Origin of the sequence: Kitasatospora sp. NPDC059599 (assembly GCF_042735125.1) — a bacterium.
Lineage (GTDB): Bacteria > Actinomycetota > Actinomycetes > Streptomycetales > Streptomycetaceae > Kitasatospora.
In genome coordinates this window covers 1-16,765 of the sequence record NZ_JBHWCL010000193.1, presented here as the reverse complement: position 1 = coordinate 16,765, position 16,765 = coordinate 1, and the positions used below count along the sequence as shown (strand labels likewise).

The window sequence follows — 16,765 nt, the reverse complement described above, 5'->3', positions numbered from 1 at the left end:
GGCCCCGGCCGACGACCGTCCGCCGGGGCCACCGGGCCGCGGGCCGCCCCTCGTTCGCCCTGGACCCGGCCGTCGCGCTCGGACTGATCGCCGTCGGCGCGCTCGGCGTGCTCGGCCTGTGGTGGACGGGCACGCCCGCGGTCGTCGGCGCCGCCGGCTGGCTGACCGGCGCCGGGCGGATCACCGGGCTGCTCGCCGGGTACGCCGCCCCGGTGCTGGTGCTGCTGATGGCCCGGCTGCCGCCGCTGGAGCGCGGGGTCGGCGCGGACCGGCTGGCCCGCTGGCACGCCTTCGGCGGGCGCTGGCTGGTGGCCGCCGTCTCGGTGCACGTGCTGACGGTCGTCTGGGGCTACGCGCTGACCGACGGGCGGGGCCTGCTCGGCGAGGGCGTCGAGATCGTCTTCCACTACCCGGAGATGATCAAGGCCACCCTGGGCACCCTGCTGCTGCTCGGCACCGGCGCGGTCTCCGCCCGCGCCGCGCGCCGGCGCCTGTCCTACGAAGCCTGGTACTACCTGCACCTGGCCACCTACCTGGCGGTGGCACTCGCCTTCTCCCATCAGCTCGCCACCGGCGCCGACCTCGGCGGCGGCCCCGGACAGGCCGCCTGGTACGCGCTCTACTTCGGGACGGCGGCCCTGCTCGGCTGGTACCGGCTGGCCCGGCCGTGGCTGCTCGACCGGCGGCACGGGCTGCGGGTCGCGGAGGTCCGGCCGGAGGGCCCCGGCGTGGTGTCGCTGTTCCTGACCGGGCAGCGGCTGGACGAACTCGGCGCCGAACCCGGACAGTTCTTCCGCCTCCAGTTCCAGGCGCCCGGCCTGCGCTGGGCCGCCAACCCGTACTCGCTGTCCGCGCCGCCGCACCCGCGCTTCCTGCGCTTCACGGTCAAGGACCTGGGCGGGCACAGCGCCGCGGTCGCCGAGCTGCGCCCGGGCACCCGGGTGCGCGCCGAAGGCCCGTACGGCGCGTTCACCGGGCGGCTGCTGCGGCGGCGCCGGGTCCTGCTGCTCGGGGCGGGCGTCGGGATCACCCCGCTGCGCGCCTTGTTCGAGACGCTGCCGGGAGAACTGACGCTGGTCCAGCGTGCCCGGCGACCGGAGGACCTGCTGTTCCGGACGGAGCTGGCCGACATCGCCCGCCGCCGCGGCGCGGTCGTGCACGAGCTGCTCGGCCCGCGGGAGCAGGTCGGCGACCTCGGCGCCGCGCTCGCCCGGCTCGTCCCGGGCCTGGCCGAGCACGAGGTCTACCTGTGCGGGCCGGAGGCGCTGACCGAGGAGGCCGCCCGCGCGCTGCGGGCGGCGGGGGTCGCACCGGGGCGCATCCACCACGAGAGCTTTTCCTTCTGAGCCCGGCTGAGCCCCGCCGAGCCGTCCCGCACTCCCGAGGAGCGTCGAATCCATGCGCCGAGCCGTCGTCACCAGTGCCGCCACCGCCGCCGGCGTGGTGCTGTTGCTCTCCCTCAAACCGCACGAGGCAACCGGGCCGGCCCCGGTGATCGGCTCCGGGTCGGACAGCGCCACGGGCTCCGACGTGTCCGCACCGTCGAACGCCCCCTCCTCCGGCGGCCGGTCCCCCGGCAGCCAGTCCGCCTCCGGTCCCTCCGCCTCCGGCCCGTCCGCCGCCGCGGCCCCGTCCACCTCGGCCGCGGGGGCCACCCGCAAGGTCAGCGGCGACACCGTCAACACCCGGTACGGGCCGGTGCAGGTCCAGGTCACCCTGGCCGGCAGCCGGATCACCGCCGTGGACGTCGTCAAGTACCCCACCTCCGAACGGCGCGACCGCGAGATCAACACCGGTGCCCTGCCCGTGCTCAACCAGGAGGCGATCTCCGCGCAGAGCGCAGGGATCGACGTCGTCAGCGGCGCGACGTACACCAGCGACGGCTACATCCGCTCGCTGCAGAGCGCCCTCGACCGGGCCAAGGGCTGAGGAACCGTGCTCCGCCACGCCGAACCCGTCATGGGCACCGTCTTCTCGATCACCGTCCGCGACCCGACCCCGCGGACGCCCGACGCGCTGGAGCGGATCGTCGAACGGCTGCACCGGATCGACACGGTGTTCTCCACCTACCGGCCCGACAGCGACATCAGCCGACTCGACCGGGGCGAACTCACCCCGGACGACTGCGACCCCGACGTCCCCGTCGTCCTCGCGGCCTGCCGCGCGGTGGCCGCGGAGACCGACGGCTGGTTCACCGAACGGCCCGGCGGGCGGCTCGACCCCAGCGGCTGGGTCAAGGGGTGGGCCGTCGAGGAGGCCGCCGGCCTGCTGCGGTCCTCCGGCGCCCGGCACTACTGCGTCAGCGGCGGCGGGGACCTGCAGACCGGCGGCGGGCCCTGGCGGATCGGCATCGCCGACCCCCGGCAGCCGGGCCTGCTCGCCGCCGTCCTGGCCGGCCACGACCTCGCCGTGGCCACCTCCGGCACCGCCGAACGCGGCGCGCACGTCCTCGACCCGCGCACCGGCCGCCCGGCCACCGGCCTGGCCTCCCTCACCCTGGTCGGCGCCCCGGGCACCGGCATCGCCCGCACCGACGCCTGGGCCACCGCCGCCTTCGCGATGGGCCCGGACCGCGCCCTCGCCTGGGCGACCCGCCGGCCCGGCATCGAGGCACTCGCCGTCCTGCCGGACGGCACCAAACGCTGGACACCGGGCCTGCCCGGCCACCTCCCGGCGAGCGGACCGGCGGACTGGCGATCCGCCGTCGGCTGAGCGCGGTGCCGTGCGGTGGGCGACGAGGATCGTTCAGGGGCGCGCCGCATGAGAAGGGCTCATGCGGCGGGGATATGAGGAACTCTCATGGGCCGGCGTCATGAGGCACTCTCATGGGCCGACTCATGAGGTGCGCTCATGAGCCGGCGTCATGAGGTGCGCTCATGCCGCGCGCCCATGAGGTGCGCTCATGGCATCGCCCCATGAGAAGGCCTCATCGCAGGACGGCGAACGCGGCGGACCGGCTCCGGCACGAGTTCCGTGCAAGCCGCCCGGGAAGTCCGTTCGTGGAACGCTCAGTTCGGCGGACCGGCTTGAGCAACGTGGTCGATCCGTCCGGACGCACACCGTAGGGTTTCCGTGTGACGGATGAGCTGTTGTTCGAACCGGCGCAGGCCGGCGGGTCCGGCTGCCCTCGGTGCGAGGAGACGGCAGAGATCACGGTGTTCCGCGAGCAGTACCGGCCCGTGCTCCGGGGCAGAGGCGCCGTGCGGTTCCTGGCGGCTGCGGTACTCCTCGTCCTGGCCGCCGAACCGCTGCTCAGCGGGCAGCCCGCAGGCGTGTTGCTGTTCGCCCTCGCCGCGCTGTCCGCCGTGTCGTGCGCGCGGGCCGTGGCACGGGCCCGCTCCGGTGGGCCGGTCGAGGTCCTCTACTGCCACCAGTGCACCACCCGGTCCGGGAGAACGCCGTGAGCGTGGCACCAGCCCCGGTGCCGTCCCGGTCGGTCCCGGTCGGTCCCGGTCGGCCCTGGCCGGTCCCGGTCAGCCCTGGCCGGTCCCGGCCGGACCTGGCCGGTCCCGGTCGGCCCTGGCCGGTCCCGGCCGGACCTGCAGGCTAGTGCGACGCCCCGCGGAGCCTCCGCGGACGCACCGTGCAACGCCCCTGACGGAACGTCGGGCCGGGACGCCGCCCGTCACGCCTGCGCGCTCCACCCCCGCTCCTGCTGCGCCGCCCGCCAGGCCTCCCACGCCACCAGCGGTGCGAGGTACGACCAGCGCCGCGAGCCGTCGGGGCACACGCCGCCCTCGACCAGCCCGGACACCGAGCGCCGGGTGAACGGCACCCAGACCGCCATGTCGTGCTCGAAGGTGCTGTGGCAGGCCTCGCGGCGGCGGTCGATCTCCGCCGCGTCGAGCCGGGCCCGGACGGTGGCGACCAACGTGTAGCAGGAGGCCGGCTCGCTCCAGCCCAGCCACGTCCGCGCAGTCGCTCTCGGCGATGGTCACCTCGCGCACCCGGGCCGCGCCGTGCTCGCCGTGATCGACCGTCAGGCGTGAGACGTACGCCGTCCGGCCCGCCGCCCCGGCGGCCCGCTGGCGCGCCACCTCCTCGGCCCACCCGACCCCGTCCAGCACGTGCGGGCGGCCCACCCGCCCGTCGTACGACGTGACCAGCGTGCCGGGGGTCAGCGGCCGGGCCGCCGACCAGGTGATCAGCGGCGCCAGCCCGTCCGCCCGGACGTCGTGCGTCCGAGCCGCCTCCGACAGGGTCGCCCGCCGGACCCGCGGCGCCGGTACCCGTGAACCGACGCGCGAGCCGCCGTACTTGGCGAAGTCGTACACCAGATTGGTCACCACCCCGAGCAACAGGGCTCCGCCGATCCCCCAGCAGCCACTCCACCCGGTCCCCCCTACCGTCAGATCCGCCCACCCCATTGTGGGGTTGCCGGCCGTCCGGCGGAGGGGCTCCCCTCCGCACGAGCGGGCCACCGCACCAGCCCCCGAACCAGCCTTCGAACCCGTCCACCGCACCAGGCCTCCGAACCCGTCCACCACACCAGGCCGCCGAACCCGGCCGCCCGACCGAACCACCCGACAGGCCCGCCCGGCCCGCCGGACCGACCCCCGGAGCGTCCACCGGCCGGTGCTAGGGTGATCGAACAGTCGACGCGGAGGCACTCAACGATCGTGCGGGCAGCCGGAATCACCGCAGCGGCCGCAGCCACCGCCCGGTCGACGGCCCGCCGCTCCCCCTCCGCCGCCTGGTACGCGCTCCGCTGCCTCGGCACCGGACTGGGCGCCCTGGTCGCCGTCGTCCTCCTGACCGTCGTCCTGGCCCTCTGCCCGGTCGGCGTCGGCTTCCTGCTCCTCCCCCGCGCCCTGCAACTGCTGCGCCGCTACGCCGAGTTCCACCGCCGCCTGGTGGGCCGCCGGCTCGGGGCCGAGGTCCGCTCGCCGTACCGTGACCGGCGGCCGTCCCCGCGCGACCCGGCCGTCCGCAAGGACCTGCTCTGGCTGTTCGTCCACGGCACCGCCGGCACGGCCCTGTGCGCCGCCGCCCTCACCCTCTGCAGCCATGCCCTCAACTGGCTGACGGCACCGGTGTGGTGGCGGCTGCTGCCGCGCGAGCGGGACGCCATCATCCTGCTGGACGTGGACTCCTGGCCGGTGGCGGCCGCGGCGGCGGTCGGTGGGGTCGGCTACGCGCTGGTCGCGCTGGCCGCCCTGCCGCCGCTGGCCGACCTGCACGCACGGGCGTCCCGCCGGCTGCTGGTGGCCCGCCGCCGCGAGTCGCTCGCGGAGCGCGTCCGGGAGTTGACGCTGAGCCGGTCCGGGGCGCTGGACGCGCACGCCGCCGAACTGCGCCGCATCGAGCGGGACCTGCACGACGGCGCCCAGGCCGACCTGGTGGCCGTCTCGCTGCGGCTCGGCATGATCCGCCGGGCCCTCGCCCACCGCCCGGACCAGGTCGAGGAGTTGGTGGACTCCACCCAACGCGTCGCGGAACAGGCCCTGGGGTCCCTGCGCGCCCTGGTGCGGGGCATCCACCCGCCGGTGCTCGCCGACCGCGGGCTGACCGAGGCCGTTCGCTCACTCGCCGCCCACTGCGCCGTCCCCACCCGGACCGACCTCGACGGGAGCGCCGACCCGCCGCCCCGCGCACCGGCCGCCGCCGAGGCCGCAGCCTACTTCGTGGTCGCCGAGGCGCTCACCAACGTCGCCCGGCACAGCGGCGCCCGCACCGCGCTGGTCCGGCTGCGGATCACCGCCGGTGCGATCGCCGTCCGGGTCGAGGACGACGGCAGGGGCGGCGCGGCCGAAGGCGCCGGGAGTGGCCTCCCGGGCCTGCGGCGCCGGGTCGCCGCCTTCGACGGAACCACCGCCCTGTCCAGCCCGCCCGGGGGCCCGACCGTACTGGAAGTGGACATCCCATGCGCATCCTGATCGCCGAGGACAACGCCCTGCTGCGCGAGGGCCTGGTCCTGCTGCTGACCAGCGAGGGCCACGAGGTGTGTGCGGCCGTCGGCCATGGCGACGACGTGCTGCCCGCCCTGCTCGACCACCGTCCCGACATCGCCGTGGTCGACGTCCGGATGCCGCCCGGCTTCCGCGACGAGGGCCTGCGCGCCGCCGTCGAGGCCCGCCGCCGGCTGCCCGGGCTCCCCGTCCTGATCCTCTCCCAGTACGTCGAACACGCCTACGCCACCGAACTGCTCGCCCGCAGCGCGACCGGCGTCGGCTACCTCCTCAAGGACCGCGTGGGCCGCGCCGAGGAGTTCCTCCAGGCCCTGCGGCGGGTCGCCGACGGCGGCACCGCCATGGACCCCGAGGTCATCACCCACCTCATGGCCCACCACACCGCCCGGGACCCCCTCGCCGCCCTCACCCCGCGCGAACGCGAGGTGCTCGCCCTGATGGCCGAGGGACACAACAACCCCGCCATCGCCCGGCTGCTGTTCATCGCCGAGAGCTCCGTGAACAAGCACATCGGCGGCATCTTCACCAAGCTGGGCATGCCCACCCCGGACACCGGCCACCGCCGCGTCCTCGCCGTCCTCACGTACCTCCGCACCCTCGCCGACCGGTAGCCGCCCGCACCGTCCGCAAGCCCCGCCACCCGCATGCCCGGCCGCACCCTCCGCAAGCCCCGTCACCCGCGCCCTCCGCCGACCCGCCGCCTCCGAAGGGCCCCTCGCCGCACGACTGTTCCGCGCTCCCCGGTTGTGGCGTAGCGTGGCCGGATGAACACGAACGCGTCCTCGCGGTACGACGTCGTGATCGTCGGCGGCGGGCACAACGGGCTGGTGGCGGCCGCGTACCTGGCACGCGCCGGGCAGCGGGTGCTGGTGCTGGAGCGGCTCGCCCGGGTCGGCGGGGCGGCGGTGTCCGCACAGGCGTTCCCGGGGGTGGACGCGCGGCTGTCGCGCTACTCGTACCTGGTGAGCCTGCTGCCGCGGAAGATCGTCCGGGAGCTCGGCCTGCGGTTGGAGCTGCGGCGGCGGCGGATCGCCTCGTACACGCCCGCCGAGCGGGACGGGAAGCCGACCGGCCTGCTGGTGGACGCGGGCGATCCCGGCCGGACCCGGGAGTCGTTCCGGGCGCTGACCGGCGGCGACCGGGAGTGGCAGGCGTGGCAGCGCTTCTACGGGACGACCGCACGGGTCGCCGAGCGGGTGTTCCCGACGCTCACCGAGCCGCTGCCCTCCCGGACGGAGCTGCGCCGGCGGATCGGGGACGACGCGGCCTGGGCGTCGCTGTTCGAGGAGCCGCTGGGCGCGGTGATCGAGCGGAGCTTCGCGGACGACCTGGTGCGCGGGGTGGTCCTGACGGACGCGCTGATCGGCACCTTCACCCACGCCCACGACCCCTCGCTCCGGCAGAATCGCTGCTTCCTCTACCACGTGATCGGCAACGGCACGGGCGACTGGGACGTGCCGGTCGGCGGGATGGGCGCGGTGACGGACGCGCTGGCCGGGGCGGCCCTGGCGGCCGGCGCGGAGATCCGGACCGGCCACGAGGTCACCGCCATCGCCGCCGACCGCACCCCCGCAGGCGGGACGGCCCGCGGTGGCGGCGGCGCGGACGCCGAGGTGTCGTACCGGGACCTGGCGCGGGGCGGCGAGGGCACGGTGGCGGCGCACCGGGTGCTGGTGAACGCCGCACCCGCGGTACTGGCCCGGCTGCTGGGCGACGCCCCGGGGCCCGTACCGGAGGGCGCCCAGCTGAAGGTCAACATGGTGCTGCGCCGGCTACCGCGACTGCGGGACAGCGCCGCGGACCCGCGCGAGGCGTTCGCGGGGACCTTCCACATCGCCGAGGGCTACCGGCAGTTGGCGACCGCCCACGCCGAGGCACGGGACGGCCGGATGCCCTCGGCGCCGCCCTCCGAGATCTACTGCCACACCCTCACCGACCCGTCGATCCTCGGCCCCGAGGCCGTTCGTGAGGGGCTCCAGACGCTCACCCTCTTCGGCCTGCACATGCCCGCCCGGCTGTTCGGCGACCCGGCGGCCAAGGACCGTGCGCTGGCCGCGAGTCTGGCGCAGCTGGACGCGGTACTGGCCGAGCCGATCGCCGGCTGCCTGGCCACGGACGCCGACGGGCGGCCCTGCCTCGAAGCCAGGACGCCGGTGGAGCTGGAGCGGGAGATCGGCCTGCCGGGCGGCCACATCTTCCACCGCGACCTCGCCTTCCCGTTCGTGGACGACGACGGCCCCGGAGACGACGCTGTCGGGCACACCGGTGCCGGCGCCTGGGATGCCGGTGCCAGGGATGCGGGTGCCGGCGCCGCCGCCCGCTGGGGCGTGGCCACCGACCGGCCGGGCGTCCTGCTGTGCGGCGCGGGAGCCGTCCGGGGCGGCGGCGTCAGCGGCATCCCCGGTCACAACGCGGCGCGGGCCGTCCTGGAGGAAGGGGCGCGCCGCTGACGCGCAGGGGCCGCGCGGCCACACACCGCAGCAGGCCCCCCGTACGCCTGGCATGTCACTCCCAGTGGCGGTTTACTGAGAGTGAGCAGGGCAGGAGGGAGGCCCTCCGATGGAATGTCCGCACCCACCCGGGTTCCATGTCGAGGTCCGTGAACGCTACGTCGCCGCCGTGGCGGAGGTGACCCGCCTGGTGCGGGCCGTTCCCGACGACGGCTGGACGGCGTGCACACCGTGCCGGGACTGGGACGTCCGCACACTGATGAACCACCTTGCCGCGCAGCACCTCTGGGTGTGCCAGGCGGTGGCCGGCTACACCCCGGAGGCGATCGGCCACCGGTTCGGCGGCGACGTGCTGGGCCGCAACCCCGTCGGGGTGTGGGCGATGGCCGCCGACACCGCGGTGCGCGCGCTGCACCAGCCGGGCGTGCCCGACCAACTGGTGCACCTGTCGTACGGGACGCGCGACGCGGGCGGATACGCCCGCGAGCTGACCGCCGAGACCGTCGTGCACGGCTGGGACCTGGCACGGGCCCTGGGCGAGAGCGGCCGGATGCCGCCCGGCGCCGCCGGGTACGCGCTCGCCGAGTTCCAGGGCTACCGCAACCTGAGCGGCACCGGCATGTTCGACCCGCCGCTCGTCAGCGCTCCGGGCGCCGACACGCAGGACCGGCTGCTGGCCCTCACCGGCCGTGACCCGCACTGGTCCTACGACGCCCTGCCCTGACGGGCACCACGGGCGTCCGTCCTCCCGAACGACCGGTCCCCGCGCCCGGATCCGGACGCGGGGACGAGGGGCGCGGGGACGAGGACTCGAACCGTCGAGGCGGTCGAGCCGTAGGACAGCCGAGCCGTGGCTCGACGGCCCGACGGCCCGTCGAGCCGTCGAGCCGTCGAGCTGACGGACCGTCAGGCGCGGGCGAGGGCCCAGGCACCGAGGCCGTTGCAGCCGCCCGCCGAGTAGGTGGTGGCGCGGAACCCGGGCGGGACCGGCGAGCCGGGGCAGGTCCACAGGCCCACCCGGGCGATGTTGTGGTACCAGGCACCGGCGCCGTCGCAGCCGGCCTGCAGGTGACCGGTGATCACGTAGCCCGCCACCACCGGGGAGCCGGAGCAGGTCCAGATCCCGTCATGCGGGAGGCCGTGCTGCCAGGAGCCGATGCCGCCGCAGCCGGCCCGCAGGTGGTTGGTGATGACGTACCCGGGCACGACCGGAGAGCCGGAACAGGTCCATATGCCGTCCTTGACCAGGCTGTGGCGCCACGAGCCGATGCCCCGACAGCCGGAGGTCTGGTGGTCCGTGATCACGTAGCCGGCGACCACCGGGGAGCCGGAGCAGGTCCAGATGCCGTCCTTCACCGGCTGCTGGTACCAGGAGCCGAAGCCGCCGCAGCCGGCCGGATCGTGGTCCGTGATGACGTTCCCGGCGTCGACGGGCTGCCCGGAGCAGGCCCACCGGCCGGACGGCCACGCGGGCTTGGCCTCCGCCGAGGACATGCCGGAGACCGTGCCGCCCAGGACGACGGCCGCGACCAGCGCGAACGCCGACGCGGCCGCTCCGATCCCGCGGCCGGCGACCGCGGCCGCCGCTCGCTTCCACAGCTGACGGACATTCATTGTCGAACCACTCCAGACGGATCGGGGGTGAGGGGACGTCCCGCACGCCGGAGCGCCCGGCGGCGGATCGAGAGTCACCCTACGGGGAGACGGAGTGAAAGTTCGGTGGAGGTTCCAGGAAATCGACCCCGAGGGGCGACCTTGTCCGAAACCCGTCATCCCGACCTTCCCGACGACGCCACTCCCCTCGCTCCGCACCCCCGCGACGCCCGGCGACACCCGGCAACACCCGGCGACACTCCGGACGAGAGCCCCACGCGGAAGCCCCGCGAGGGCCCGCCCCCTCACCGTGCGTGACCATGCCCGTCCGGAGTGACATCGCCACCGGACGGGCGCATGGTGGAAGGAAGGACGACGCGGACGGCCCGTCGCCGGATCCGCCGCCCGAGGCTCTCGCCGAACCCGACACTTCGCATACGGACAGAGCTCTCGGCCCGGCGCCGCCGTGGTGGCGGCCCGTCAGATCCGGGAGGCAGACATGTCCATGATGCTCATCACCGGCTCCTACCAGGTCCTCCACGACCGCCCCGACGGCGACACCGTCCACTTCCTTCCACAGGACCCGGGCTACTGGTGCGACGTCCCCGGCCGCAACCGGGTCGACCGCGACGAGCACGGCGGCGCCTCGCTGCGGCTGGACGCGATCGACGCCCTCGAAACCCACTACAAGGGCGTCGGCCCGGACTTCGCGCACCAGCCACTGGGGCTCGGTGCGCACGCCGCCCGTGACGAACTGCTGACGTGGCTGGGCTTCACCGAGGTCGTCCAGGACGACCAGGAGAAGGTCACCGCCTCGACCCCGGCGGCCGTCCCCGGCTACATCCTCACCGGCGGCGCCGACGTCTTCCACCGCTGCGTGGCACTGGTCGGCCGCGGCGCACCGCCGAACGTCGGCGACCCCCCGAAGCCCGCGCGCAGCGGCTTCCGGCTGGACGTCACCCCCGACCTGCTGCACCAGACCGTCAACCACCACCTGCTCTCGCTCGGCCTGGTCTACCCCACCTTCTACCAGGGCCTGCCCGACGCCCTCCGGGCCGACCTGACCGCCACCGCGCAGCAGGCCCGGACGGCCAGGGCCCCGGGCAGCGTCTGGCTGCACGACGTCACCACCACCGGCGCGAAGATCGAGAACCTCGAATCGATCACCGAGGACCTCGTGATGCTGCCGAAGCTGTTCCGCCGCCTCGTCGACTACGTCCGGCTCTTCGGCCCGGGCCTGGGCTGCCTGCCCGCCTTCCTGGCCGGCGGCACCGACGAGTTCACCCTCCCCGAGCGCCCCAAGCCGCCCACCGTCGGACTGCAGCACGTGGTCGAGGTCACCGACGGCAGCACGGTGCGGATGACCCGGCCCGTCGAGGACCTGCTGTTCGCCGAGAAGTAGCCCGGCCCGCCCGGACGTTGACGCACCCGCCCGGACGCGAGGCGCCGACCCGGAGGTCGGGACGCCACCCGAAGGTCGACGCGCCGACCCGGATGTCGAGGTCGGATTCGCGCCAGCCCGGTCCCCTGGCCGTTTGGTGGGATTCGTGACACACCCACCACTGACGGACAGGACCTCCGGCATGGCCGACACCGCCCTCCACCCGGCTCCGCGTACCGCCGACACCGCCCAGCCCCGCCCGGACCCCCGGTCGCGGCGGGGCGGTCGGCTCGCCGGACCGGCCGTCACCACGGGCGTGTTCTCCATCGTCACCACCGAGATCCTGCCGATCGGCCTGCTCACCCCGATCGGCGCGACTTCCGGATCTCCGACGGCACCGCCGGGCTGATGATGACCCTGCCGGGCATCGTCGCCGCGGTCGCCGCACCGGTGGTGACGTCGCGACCAGGCACGCCGACCGGCGGACCATGCTCTGCGCCCTGCAGCTGCTGCCGGCCCTGGCAGACCTGCTCAACGCGCTCGCCCCCGCCAACTGGGCCGTGCTGACCGCCCGGGTCGCCCTCGGCCTGGTCGTCGGGGCCTTCTGGTCGACCGGCTCGGGGCTCGCCCCCCGGCTCGTCCCGGAGCACCGGCAGGGCCGGGCCGACACCGTGCTCTTCTCGGCCGTCCCGCTCGGCTCGGTCCTCGGCGTACCGGCAGGCGTGTTCCTCGGTTCGCTCGCCGGCTGGCGGGCGGCCTTCCTCGTGATGGCGGCGCTGACCCTGCTGACCCTGGCCGCCCTCCTGGTGTCACTGCCACCGCTGCCCCCGCTGACCAGCACCGGCCCGGGCGTGCAGCGCGGGCTGCTCGCCCGACGGGGCACCCGCACCGGCCTCGCCGTGACCTTCCTGATCGTCCTGGCGCACTTCGGCAGCTACACCCACGTCACCCCGTTCCTCGCGGCCACCACCCACCTCGGCCCCGGCCAGGCCACCGCCCTGCTACTCGTGTACGGCGCCGCCGGACTGCTCGGCAACGTCCTCGCCGGCGGCCGTGCGGCCCGGGCCCTGCACCCGGTCTTCGGCACGGCCGCCCTGCTGCTCGCCGCCGCGACCCTGCTGCTGCCGCTGCTGGGCACCGGCGGTCCGGGCGCCGCCGTCCTGCTGACGCTGTGGGGCGTGGCGTACGGCGCCGTGCCGGTGTGCTCGCTGACCTGGTTCCGCACCGCGGCCCCGCACGCCCCGGAGGCGGCCGGCGTGGTGTTCACCTCCTCCTTCCAGGCCACGATGTCGATCGGCGCCCTGACCGGCGGCCTCGTCGTGGACCGCTCCTCGCCCGCCGCCGTCATGGTGCTCGGGGGCGCCGTCGTCCTCCTCGCCGCCGCCACCGCGTGGCGGTACGGCCACCGGGTCCGGCCCGAACCGGTGACCGGGACGGCGGACGGGCCGGTGACCGGGGCAGCCACCCAGCAGGCGACCGGAACGGCGGCAGGTCCGGAGGCCGGGGCGAAGCGCTGACCCGGCACCACCGCACCCTGGTCAGGGGCGCTCGCCGTGACGAGAATGCCGGAGCGCCGTCCACCCGCCCGACCGGGCCGACGGACGGCGCCACCGGCCGGGACGTTCCCGGGCGGGCCCGGGGCGCTCTCCGGGCGGGTGACGGCGGAAGGACGGCGACCGGGATGGCCCCCGAGTTCGGCACGCGGTTCGGCGACTACCAGAACGAGATCTACCTGAACGGGCTCGGCGGTGTGCTGCCGACGATGCCGATGACCTTCGCCGAGCTGGAGGCCCGGGCACAGTCGGCCCTGGCGCCGTCCGTGCTGTCCTACGTCGCGGGCGGGGCGGGCGACGAGTCCACCCAGCGGGCAAACGTCGCCGCCTTCGACCGCTGGGGCCTGGTACCGCGGATGATGGTCGGTGCGAAGGAACGGGACCTGTCCGTGGACCTGTTCGGGATGCGGCTGCCGTCCCCGCTGTTCATGGCCCCCGTCGGGGTGATCGGCCTCTGTGCACAGGACGGCCACGGGGACCTCGCCACCGCCCGGGCCGCCGCCCGCACCGGCGTCCCGATGATCGCCTCCACCCTCACCGTCGACCCGCTGGAGCAGGTGGCCGCCGAGTCCGGCGACACCCCCGGTTTCTTCCAGCTCTACACCCCCACCGACCGGGCGCTCGCCGAGAGCCTGGTCCACCGGGCGGAGGCCGCCGGCTACAAGGGCATCGTCGTCACCCTGGACACCTGGATCACCGGCTGGCGCCCGCGCGACCTCGCCGCCTCCAACTTCCCCCAGCTGCGCGGCCACTGCCTGGCCAACTACACCTCCGACCCGGTCTTCCGCGCCCGCCTCGCCAAGGCCCCCGAGGAGGACCCGCAGGCCGCCGTCCTGGAGTGGATCGGCATCTTCGGCAACCCGCTGACCTGGAACGACCTGCCCTGGCTGCGCTCGCTCACCGACCTGCCGATCCTCCTCAAGGGCCTCTGCCATCCCGAGGACGTCCGCCGCGCCAGGGACGGCGGCATCGACGGCATCTACTGCTCCAACCACGGCGGCCGCCAGGCGAACGGCGGTCTGCCCGCCCTCGACGCGCTGCCCGCCGTCGTCGAGGCCGCCGCCGGCCTGCCCGTCCTCTTCGACTCCGGCGTCCGCTCCGGCGCCGACGTCGTCAAGGCCCTCGCCCTCGGCGCCACCGCCGTCGGCGTCGGCCGCCCGTACGTCTACGGCCTCGCACTGGAGGGCACCGACGGCATCGTGCACGTGCTGCGCTCGCTGCTCGCCGAGGCGGACCTGATCATGGCCGTCGACGGCTACCCGACGCTCGCCGACCTGCGCGCCGAGGGCGCCCTGCGTCGCATCTGACGCACCATCAGGTCGCGACGCCGGCACCACCGCCACCAGCCGAGCCGGTGGAGCTGCCGAGCCGCCGGAGCCCTCCGGCACGTGTCGGCAGCCAGGTCGACCAGGCCGACCGAGCCCCGGGAGAGCACCCGGGTATGCGCGGACCGGTCAGCACGGACCGGTCAGCACGGACCGGTCAGCGCGGACCGGGGTCGCTGGTGCCCGGGCGGCCGTTCTCCAGGTGACCGGCCCAACGGCGGCGGAACGCCGGCCCGCCGGTGGCCGCGACGGTGACGTCGTACCAGCGGCTGTCGCCGCGCACGTCGAAGGTGAACCGGGCCGTGGCGCCGGGGCGGAGGGTGCGGCTCTGCCGCGAGCCCTTCGCGTAGGCGTTCTCGGCGGTCACCGTCCGGGCGACCGGCCCGTCGTTGGAGACCGTGACGCGGACCTGGTTCCTCGACGGGTCGACACGTCCGACCAACCCGCCGGGGAGCGCACCCTCGAACTCCTGCACCGAGCCGTTCGGGCCGTGGCCGACGAGGTGGTAGCCGCCGGTGCCGGACACCGGCCAGAAGTCCGCGAAGGTGTCGCCGGCCGAGACCGTGTACCGCCTCGGGGCGACCGTCGGTGCCGTCCGGTCGTAGACGTAGAGCCACGCGCCCGCCGAGCCCCGGTTCTCCAGTTCGAGCCGGAACTGCCCCGGGGTGTCCGTCTCCTCCTCGTTGACCCTCAGGTCGTACGGAAGCGCGCGGGCCGGCCGGGTGCCCGGCTCCTGGACCGGCATCCGCTGCGGCAGCGGCACCTGGTAGGCCTTGCCCTGCGAGGCGATCGGCGCGGGCACCGGCACCGCGACCCGCCGCCCGTCCGCGCCGGAGAAGTCCAGCGCCGAGGTGAGGTCACCGCAGACCGACCGGCGCCACGCGCTGATGTTCGGCTCCTCGATGCCGAAGCGGGCCTCCAGGAACCGCAGCACCGAGGTGTGGTCGAAGGTCTCCGAGCACACCCAACCACCCCGCGACCACGGGGAGATGACCAGCAACGGCACGCGCGGGCCGAGGCCGATCGGCTGCAGGCCGCCCGGGTCCGAGCCGGGCACCAGCGGGCTCATCTCCCCCGGGTACTTCGCGAGGTCGAGCAGCTCGTCGCCGAGGCTCGCCGCCAGGTCGGCGGAGACCATGCCCTGACCGCCCGGGCGGCTCACCACTGGCGGCATCGGCGGGACGACGTGGTCGAACAGGCCGTCGTTCTCGTCGTAGTTGACGAGGAAGACGGTCCGGCCCCACACCTCGGGGTTCGACGTCAGCGCGTCCAGCACGAGGTTGATGTAGTACGCGCCGTCCGTCGGCGTGGCGGAGGGGTGCTCGCTGTACTTGTACGGCGGGACGATCCAGGAGACCTGCGGCAGCCGCCCCTGCTCGACGTCGGCCCGGAACTCCTTCAGCGTGTGGTCGGTGGCGCCCTTGTCCACCAGCGGGCCCGACGCGCCCTCGGCCACCTGGTACCGCTCGAAGAACATCAGCGAGTTGTCGGTGTAGTTGTCCGTCGGGGTGCCCGGCTCACCGGAACCGCCCTGGTACAGCTTCCAGCTGACGCCGGCCGCCTCCAGCCGCTCGGGGTACGTCGTCCAGGTGTAGCCGTTGGTGTCGTTGCGCTCCCACAACCCCGGGCCGTTCGGCTTACGGCCGTACGCGTTGCGCGGGTCGCTGGTGCCGGTCCACAGGTGGATGCGGTTGGGAGCGGTGTCGGCGTGCACCGAGCAGAAGTACGCGTCGCAGACGGTGAAGGCGTCGGCCAGGGCGAAGTGGTACCGCAGGTCCTGGCGCTTGAGGTGACCCATCGTCATGACGTCCTGCTTCTGGTTCACCCACTGGTCGTGGCGCCCCTCGTTCCAGGCGAGGTGGCCACTGCTCCACCCGTGGTCCGTACCGGCCTGGTACTCGGTGGTGTTCCCGGGGTCGATGTACCAGGGCAGCACCTCCTGCTCGGAGGCCGGCAGGCCGCGGTCGTGGTACCGGCCGGTCCGCACCGATGCGGCGGGCTGGTACCAGTTCGGCCGGCCGTTCGGCAGCAGCGTGGGACGCGGGTCGGCGAACCCGCGCACACCGCGCAGGGTGCCGAAGTAGTGGTCGAAGGAACGGTTCTCCTGCATCAGGACGACGACGTGTTCGACGTCCTCGATCGAACGGGTCCTGCCGACCGCAGGCAGCGCCAGGGCCTTGCCGACCGCGGGCGGGAACGCCGCGAGGCCCGCGGCGGCGGCGGACGCGCCGCCCAGCTGGAGGAATCGGCGCCGGTCGATGGAGGCCACGTGTTGTCCTTCCGTCGGGGGTGCACGGGTGCGTGCGTGGTTCCGGGGAGAGGAATCGAACCTAGGGGCCGCAGGCAAGGCCGTACACGGACCGCACGCGAACGCCGCGTGAGCGTTCGGCCAACTCCTGCCCCGTCGGCGCCGGCGTTCGCCCCGGAAACAGGTGCCCCGGAAACGCGAAGAACCCCCGTCCGGAATCCGGATGGGGGTTCTTCACAAAGGTTGTTCGGCGGCGTCCTACTCTCCCACAGGGTCCCCCCTGCAGTACCATCGGCGCTGTGAGGC

The 16,765-nt window shown here is 74.8% G+C and carries 13 protein-coding genes and 1 pseudogene; 11 read left to right on the top strand and 3 right to left on the bottom strand.

Annotated elements, in window-relative coordinates:
• The 4 genes from ACFV04_RS39580 to ACFV04_RS39565 form a co-directional block, all read left to right on the top strand.
• Positions 1-1,346: ferric reductase-like transmembrane domain-containing protein (locus tag ACFV04_RS39580; RefSeq protein ID WP_380535870.1), on the top strand; the 1,346-nt coding region annotated here is incomplete at its 5' end.
• A gap of 52 nt (positions 1,347-1,398) precedes the next feature.
• Positions 1,399-1,929, top strand: a complete 531-nt coding sequence (locus tag ACFV04_RS39575) for an FMN-binding protein (protein ID WP_380346484.1) — start codon at positions 1,399-1,401, stop codon at positions 1,927-1,929.
• Between the two features lie 30 nt (positions 1,930-1,959).
• Positions 1,960-2,712 carry an FAD:protein FMN transferase gene (locus ACFV04_RS39570; RefSeq protein WP_380535872.1) on the top strand — a complete coding sequence of 251 codons (753 nt, stop codon included), beginning with the start codon at positions 1,960-1,962 and terminating at the stop codon, positions 2,710-2,712.
• A 362-nt stretch (positions 2,713-3,074) separates the two neighbouring features.
• Entirely contained in the window at positions 3,075-3,404 is a 330-nt protein-coding gene (locus ACFV04_RS39565; RefSeq protein WP_380535868.1) for a hypothetical protein, read from the top strand.
• 221 nt (positions 3,405-3,625) lie between these two features.
• Here the strand turns inward: ACFV04_RS39565 and ACFV04_RS39560 are convergent, their stop codons facing one another.
• Positions 3,626-3,871, bottom strand: a complete 246-nt coding sequence (locus tag ACFV04_RS39560; protein WP_380535866.1) for a hypothetical protein — start codon at positions 3,869-3,871, stop codon at positions 3,626-3,628.
• Positions 3,872-4,619: 748 nt separating this feature from the next.
• On the opposite strand from ACFV04_RS39560, the gene ACFV04_RS39555 reads away from it, so the two are divergent.
• The 4 genes from ACFV04_RS39555 (at position 4,620) to ACFV04_RS39540 (ending at position 9,083) form a co-directional block, all read left to right on the top strand.
• Positions 4,620-5,876 (top strand): sensor histidine kinase, encoded by a 1,257-nt coding sequence (locus ACFV04_RS39555; RefSeq protein WP_380346487.1) that lies wholly within the window; start codon positions 4,620-4,622, stop codon positions 5,874-5,876.
• A complete protein-coding gene (locus tag ACFV04_RS39550) occupies positions 5,864-6,520 on the top strand; it encodes a response regulator (RefSeq protein WP_380346488.1) in 657 nt (218 codons plus the stop codon). The genes ACFV04_RS39555 and ACFV04_RS39550 overlap by 13 nt, the downstream gene beginning before the upstream one ends.
• 153 nt (positions 6,521-6,673) lie before the next feature.
• Positions 6,674-8,359 carry a phytoene desaturase family protein gene (locus ACFV04_RS39545; protein WP_380535863.1) on the top strand — a complete coding sequence of 562 codons (1,686 nt, stop codon included), beginning with the start codon at positions 6,674-6,676 and terminating at the stop codon, positions 8,357-8,359.
• 109 nt (positions 8,360-8,468) lie between these two features.
• On the top strand, positions 8,469-9,083 hold the full coding sequence (locus ACFV04_RS39540) for a TIGR03086 family metal-binding protein (protein WP_380346490.1): 615 nt from the start codon (positions 8,469-8,471) through the stop codon (positions 9,081-9,083).
• A gap of 182 nt (positions 9,084-9,265) precedes the next feature.
• On the opposite strand, the gene ACFV04_RS39535 is transcribed toward ACFV04_RS39540, so the two are convergent.
• Positions 9,266-9,973 carry a hypothetical protein gene (locus ACFV04_RS39535; protein ID WP_380535861.1) on the bottom strand — a complete coding sequence of 236 codons (708 nt, stop codon included), beginning with the start codon at positions 9,971-9,973 and terminating at the stop codon, positions 9,266-9,268.
• A 478-nt stretch (positions 9,974-10,451) separates the two neighbouring features.
• Here ACFV04_RS39535 and ACFV04_RS39530 point away from each other — a divergent pair, with 478 nt between their 5' ends.
• The 3 genes and pseudogenes from ACFV04_RS39530 (at position 10,452) to ACFV04_RS39520 (ending at position 14,193) form a co-directional block, all read left to right on the top strand.
• Complete coding sequence (locus ACFV04_RS39530; protein WP_380346492.1) at positions 10,452-11,354, top strand: nuclease; 903 nt, start codon at positions 10,452-10,454, stop codon at positions 11,352-11,354.
• 181 nt (positions 11,355-11,535) lie between these two features.
• Positions 11,536-12,748 (top strand): annotated as a pseudogene (locus ACFV04_RS39525) (MFS transporter); the annotation flags it as partial.
• A gap of 266 nt (positions 12,749-13,014) precedes the next feature.
• Positions 13,015-14,193, top strand: coding sequence for an alpha-hydroxy-acid oxidizing protein (locus tag ACFV04_RS39520; RefSeq protein WP_380535859.1), 1,179 nt, complete (start codon positions 13,015-13,017; stop codon positions 14,191-14,193).
• Positions 14,194-14,368: 175 nt separating this feature from the next.
• On the opposite strand, the gene ACFV04_RS39515 is transcribed toward ACFV04_RS39520, so the two are convergent.
• On the bottom strand, positions 14,369-16,480 hold the full coding sequence (locus tag ACFV04_RS39515) for a phosphocholine-specific phospholipase C (RefSeq protein ID WP_380535857.1): 2,112 nt from the start codon (positions 16,478-16,480) through the stop codon (positions 14,369-14,371).
• Between the last annotated feature and the right edge of the window lie 285 nt (positions 16,481-16,765).

Bases quoted from the DNA above. Each gene is read 5' to 3' on its own strand.
- ACFV04_RS39575 (WP_380346484.1), top strand. From the start codon at position 1,399: ATGCGCCGAGCCGTCGTCACCAGTGCCGCCACCGCCGCCGGCGTGGTG.
- ACFV04_RS39540 (WP_380346490.1), top strand. From the start codon at position 8,469: ATGGAATGTCCGCACCCACCCGGGTTCCATGTCGAGGTCCGTGAACGC.
- ACFV04_RS39520 (WP_380535859.1), top strand. From the start codon at position 13,015: ATGGCCCCCGAGTTCGGCACGCGGTTCGGCGACTACCAGAACGAGATC.
- ACFV04_RS39570 (WP_380535872.1), top strand. From the start codon at position 1,960: ATGGGCACCGTCTTCTCGATCACCGTCCGCGACCCGACCCCGCGGACG.
- ACFV04_RS39550 (WP_380346488.1), top strand. From the start codon at position 5,864: ATGCGCATCCTGATCGCCGAGGACAACGCCCTGCTGCGCGAGGGCCTG.
- ACFV04_RS39530 (WP_380346492.1), top strand. From the start codon at position 10,452: ATGTCCATGATGCTCATCACCGGCTCCTACCAGGTCCTCCACGACCGC.
- ACFV04_RS39535 (WP_380535861.1), bottom strand. From the start codon at position 9,973: ATGAATGTCCGTCAGCTGTGGAAGCGAGCGGCGGCCGCGGTCGCCGGC.
- ACFV04_RS39545 (WP_380535863.1), top strand. From the start codon at position 6,674: ATGAACACGAACGCGTCCTCGCGGTACGACGTCGTGATCGTCGGCGGC.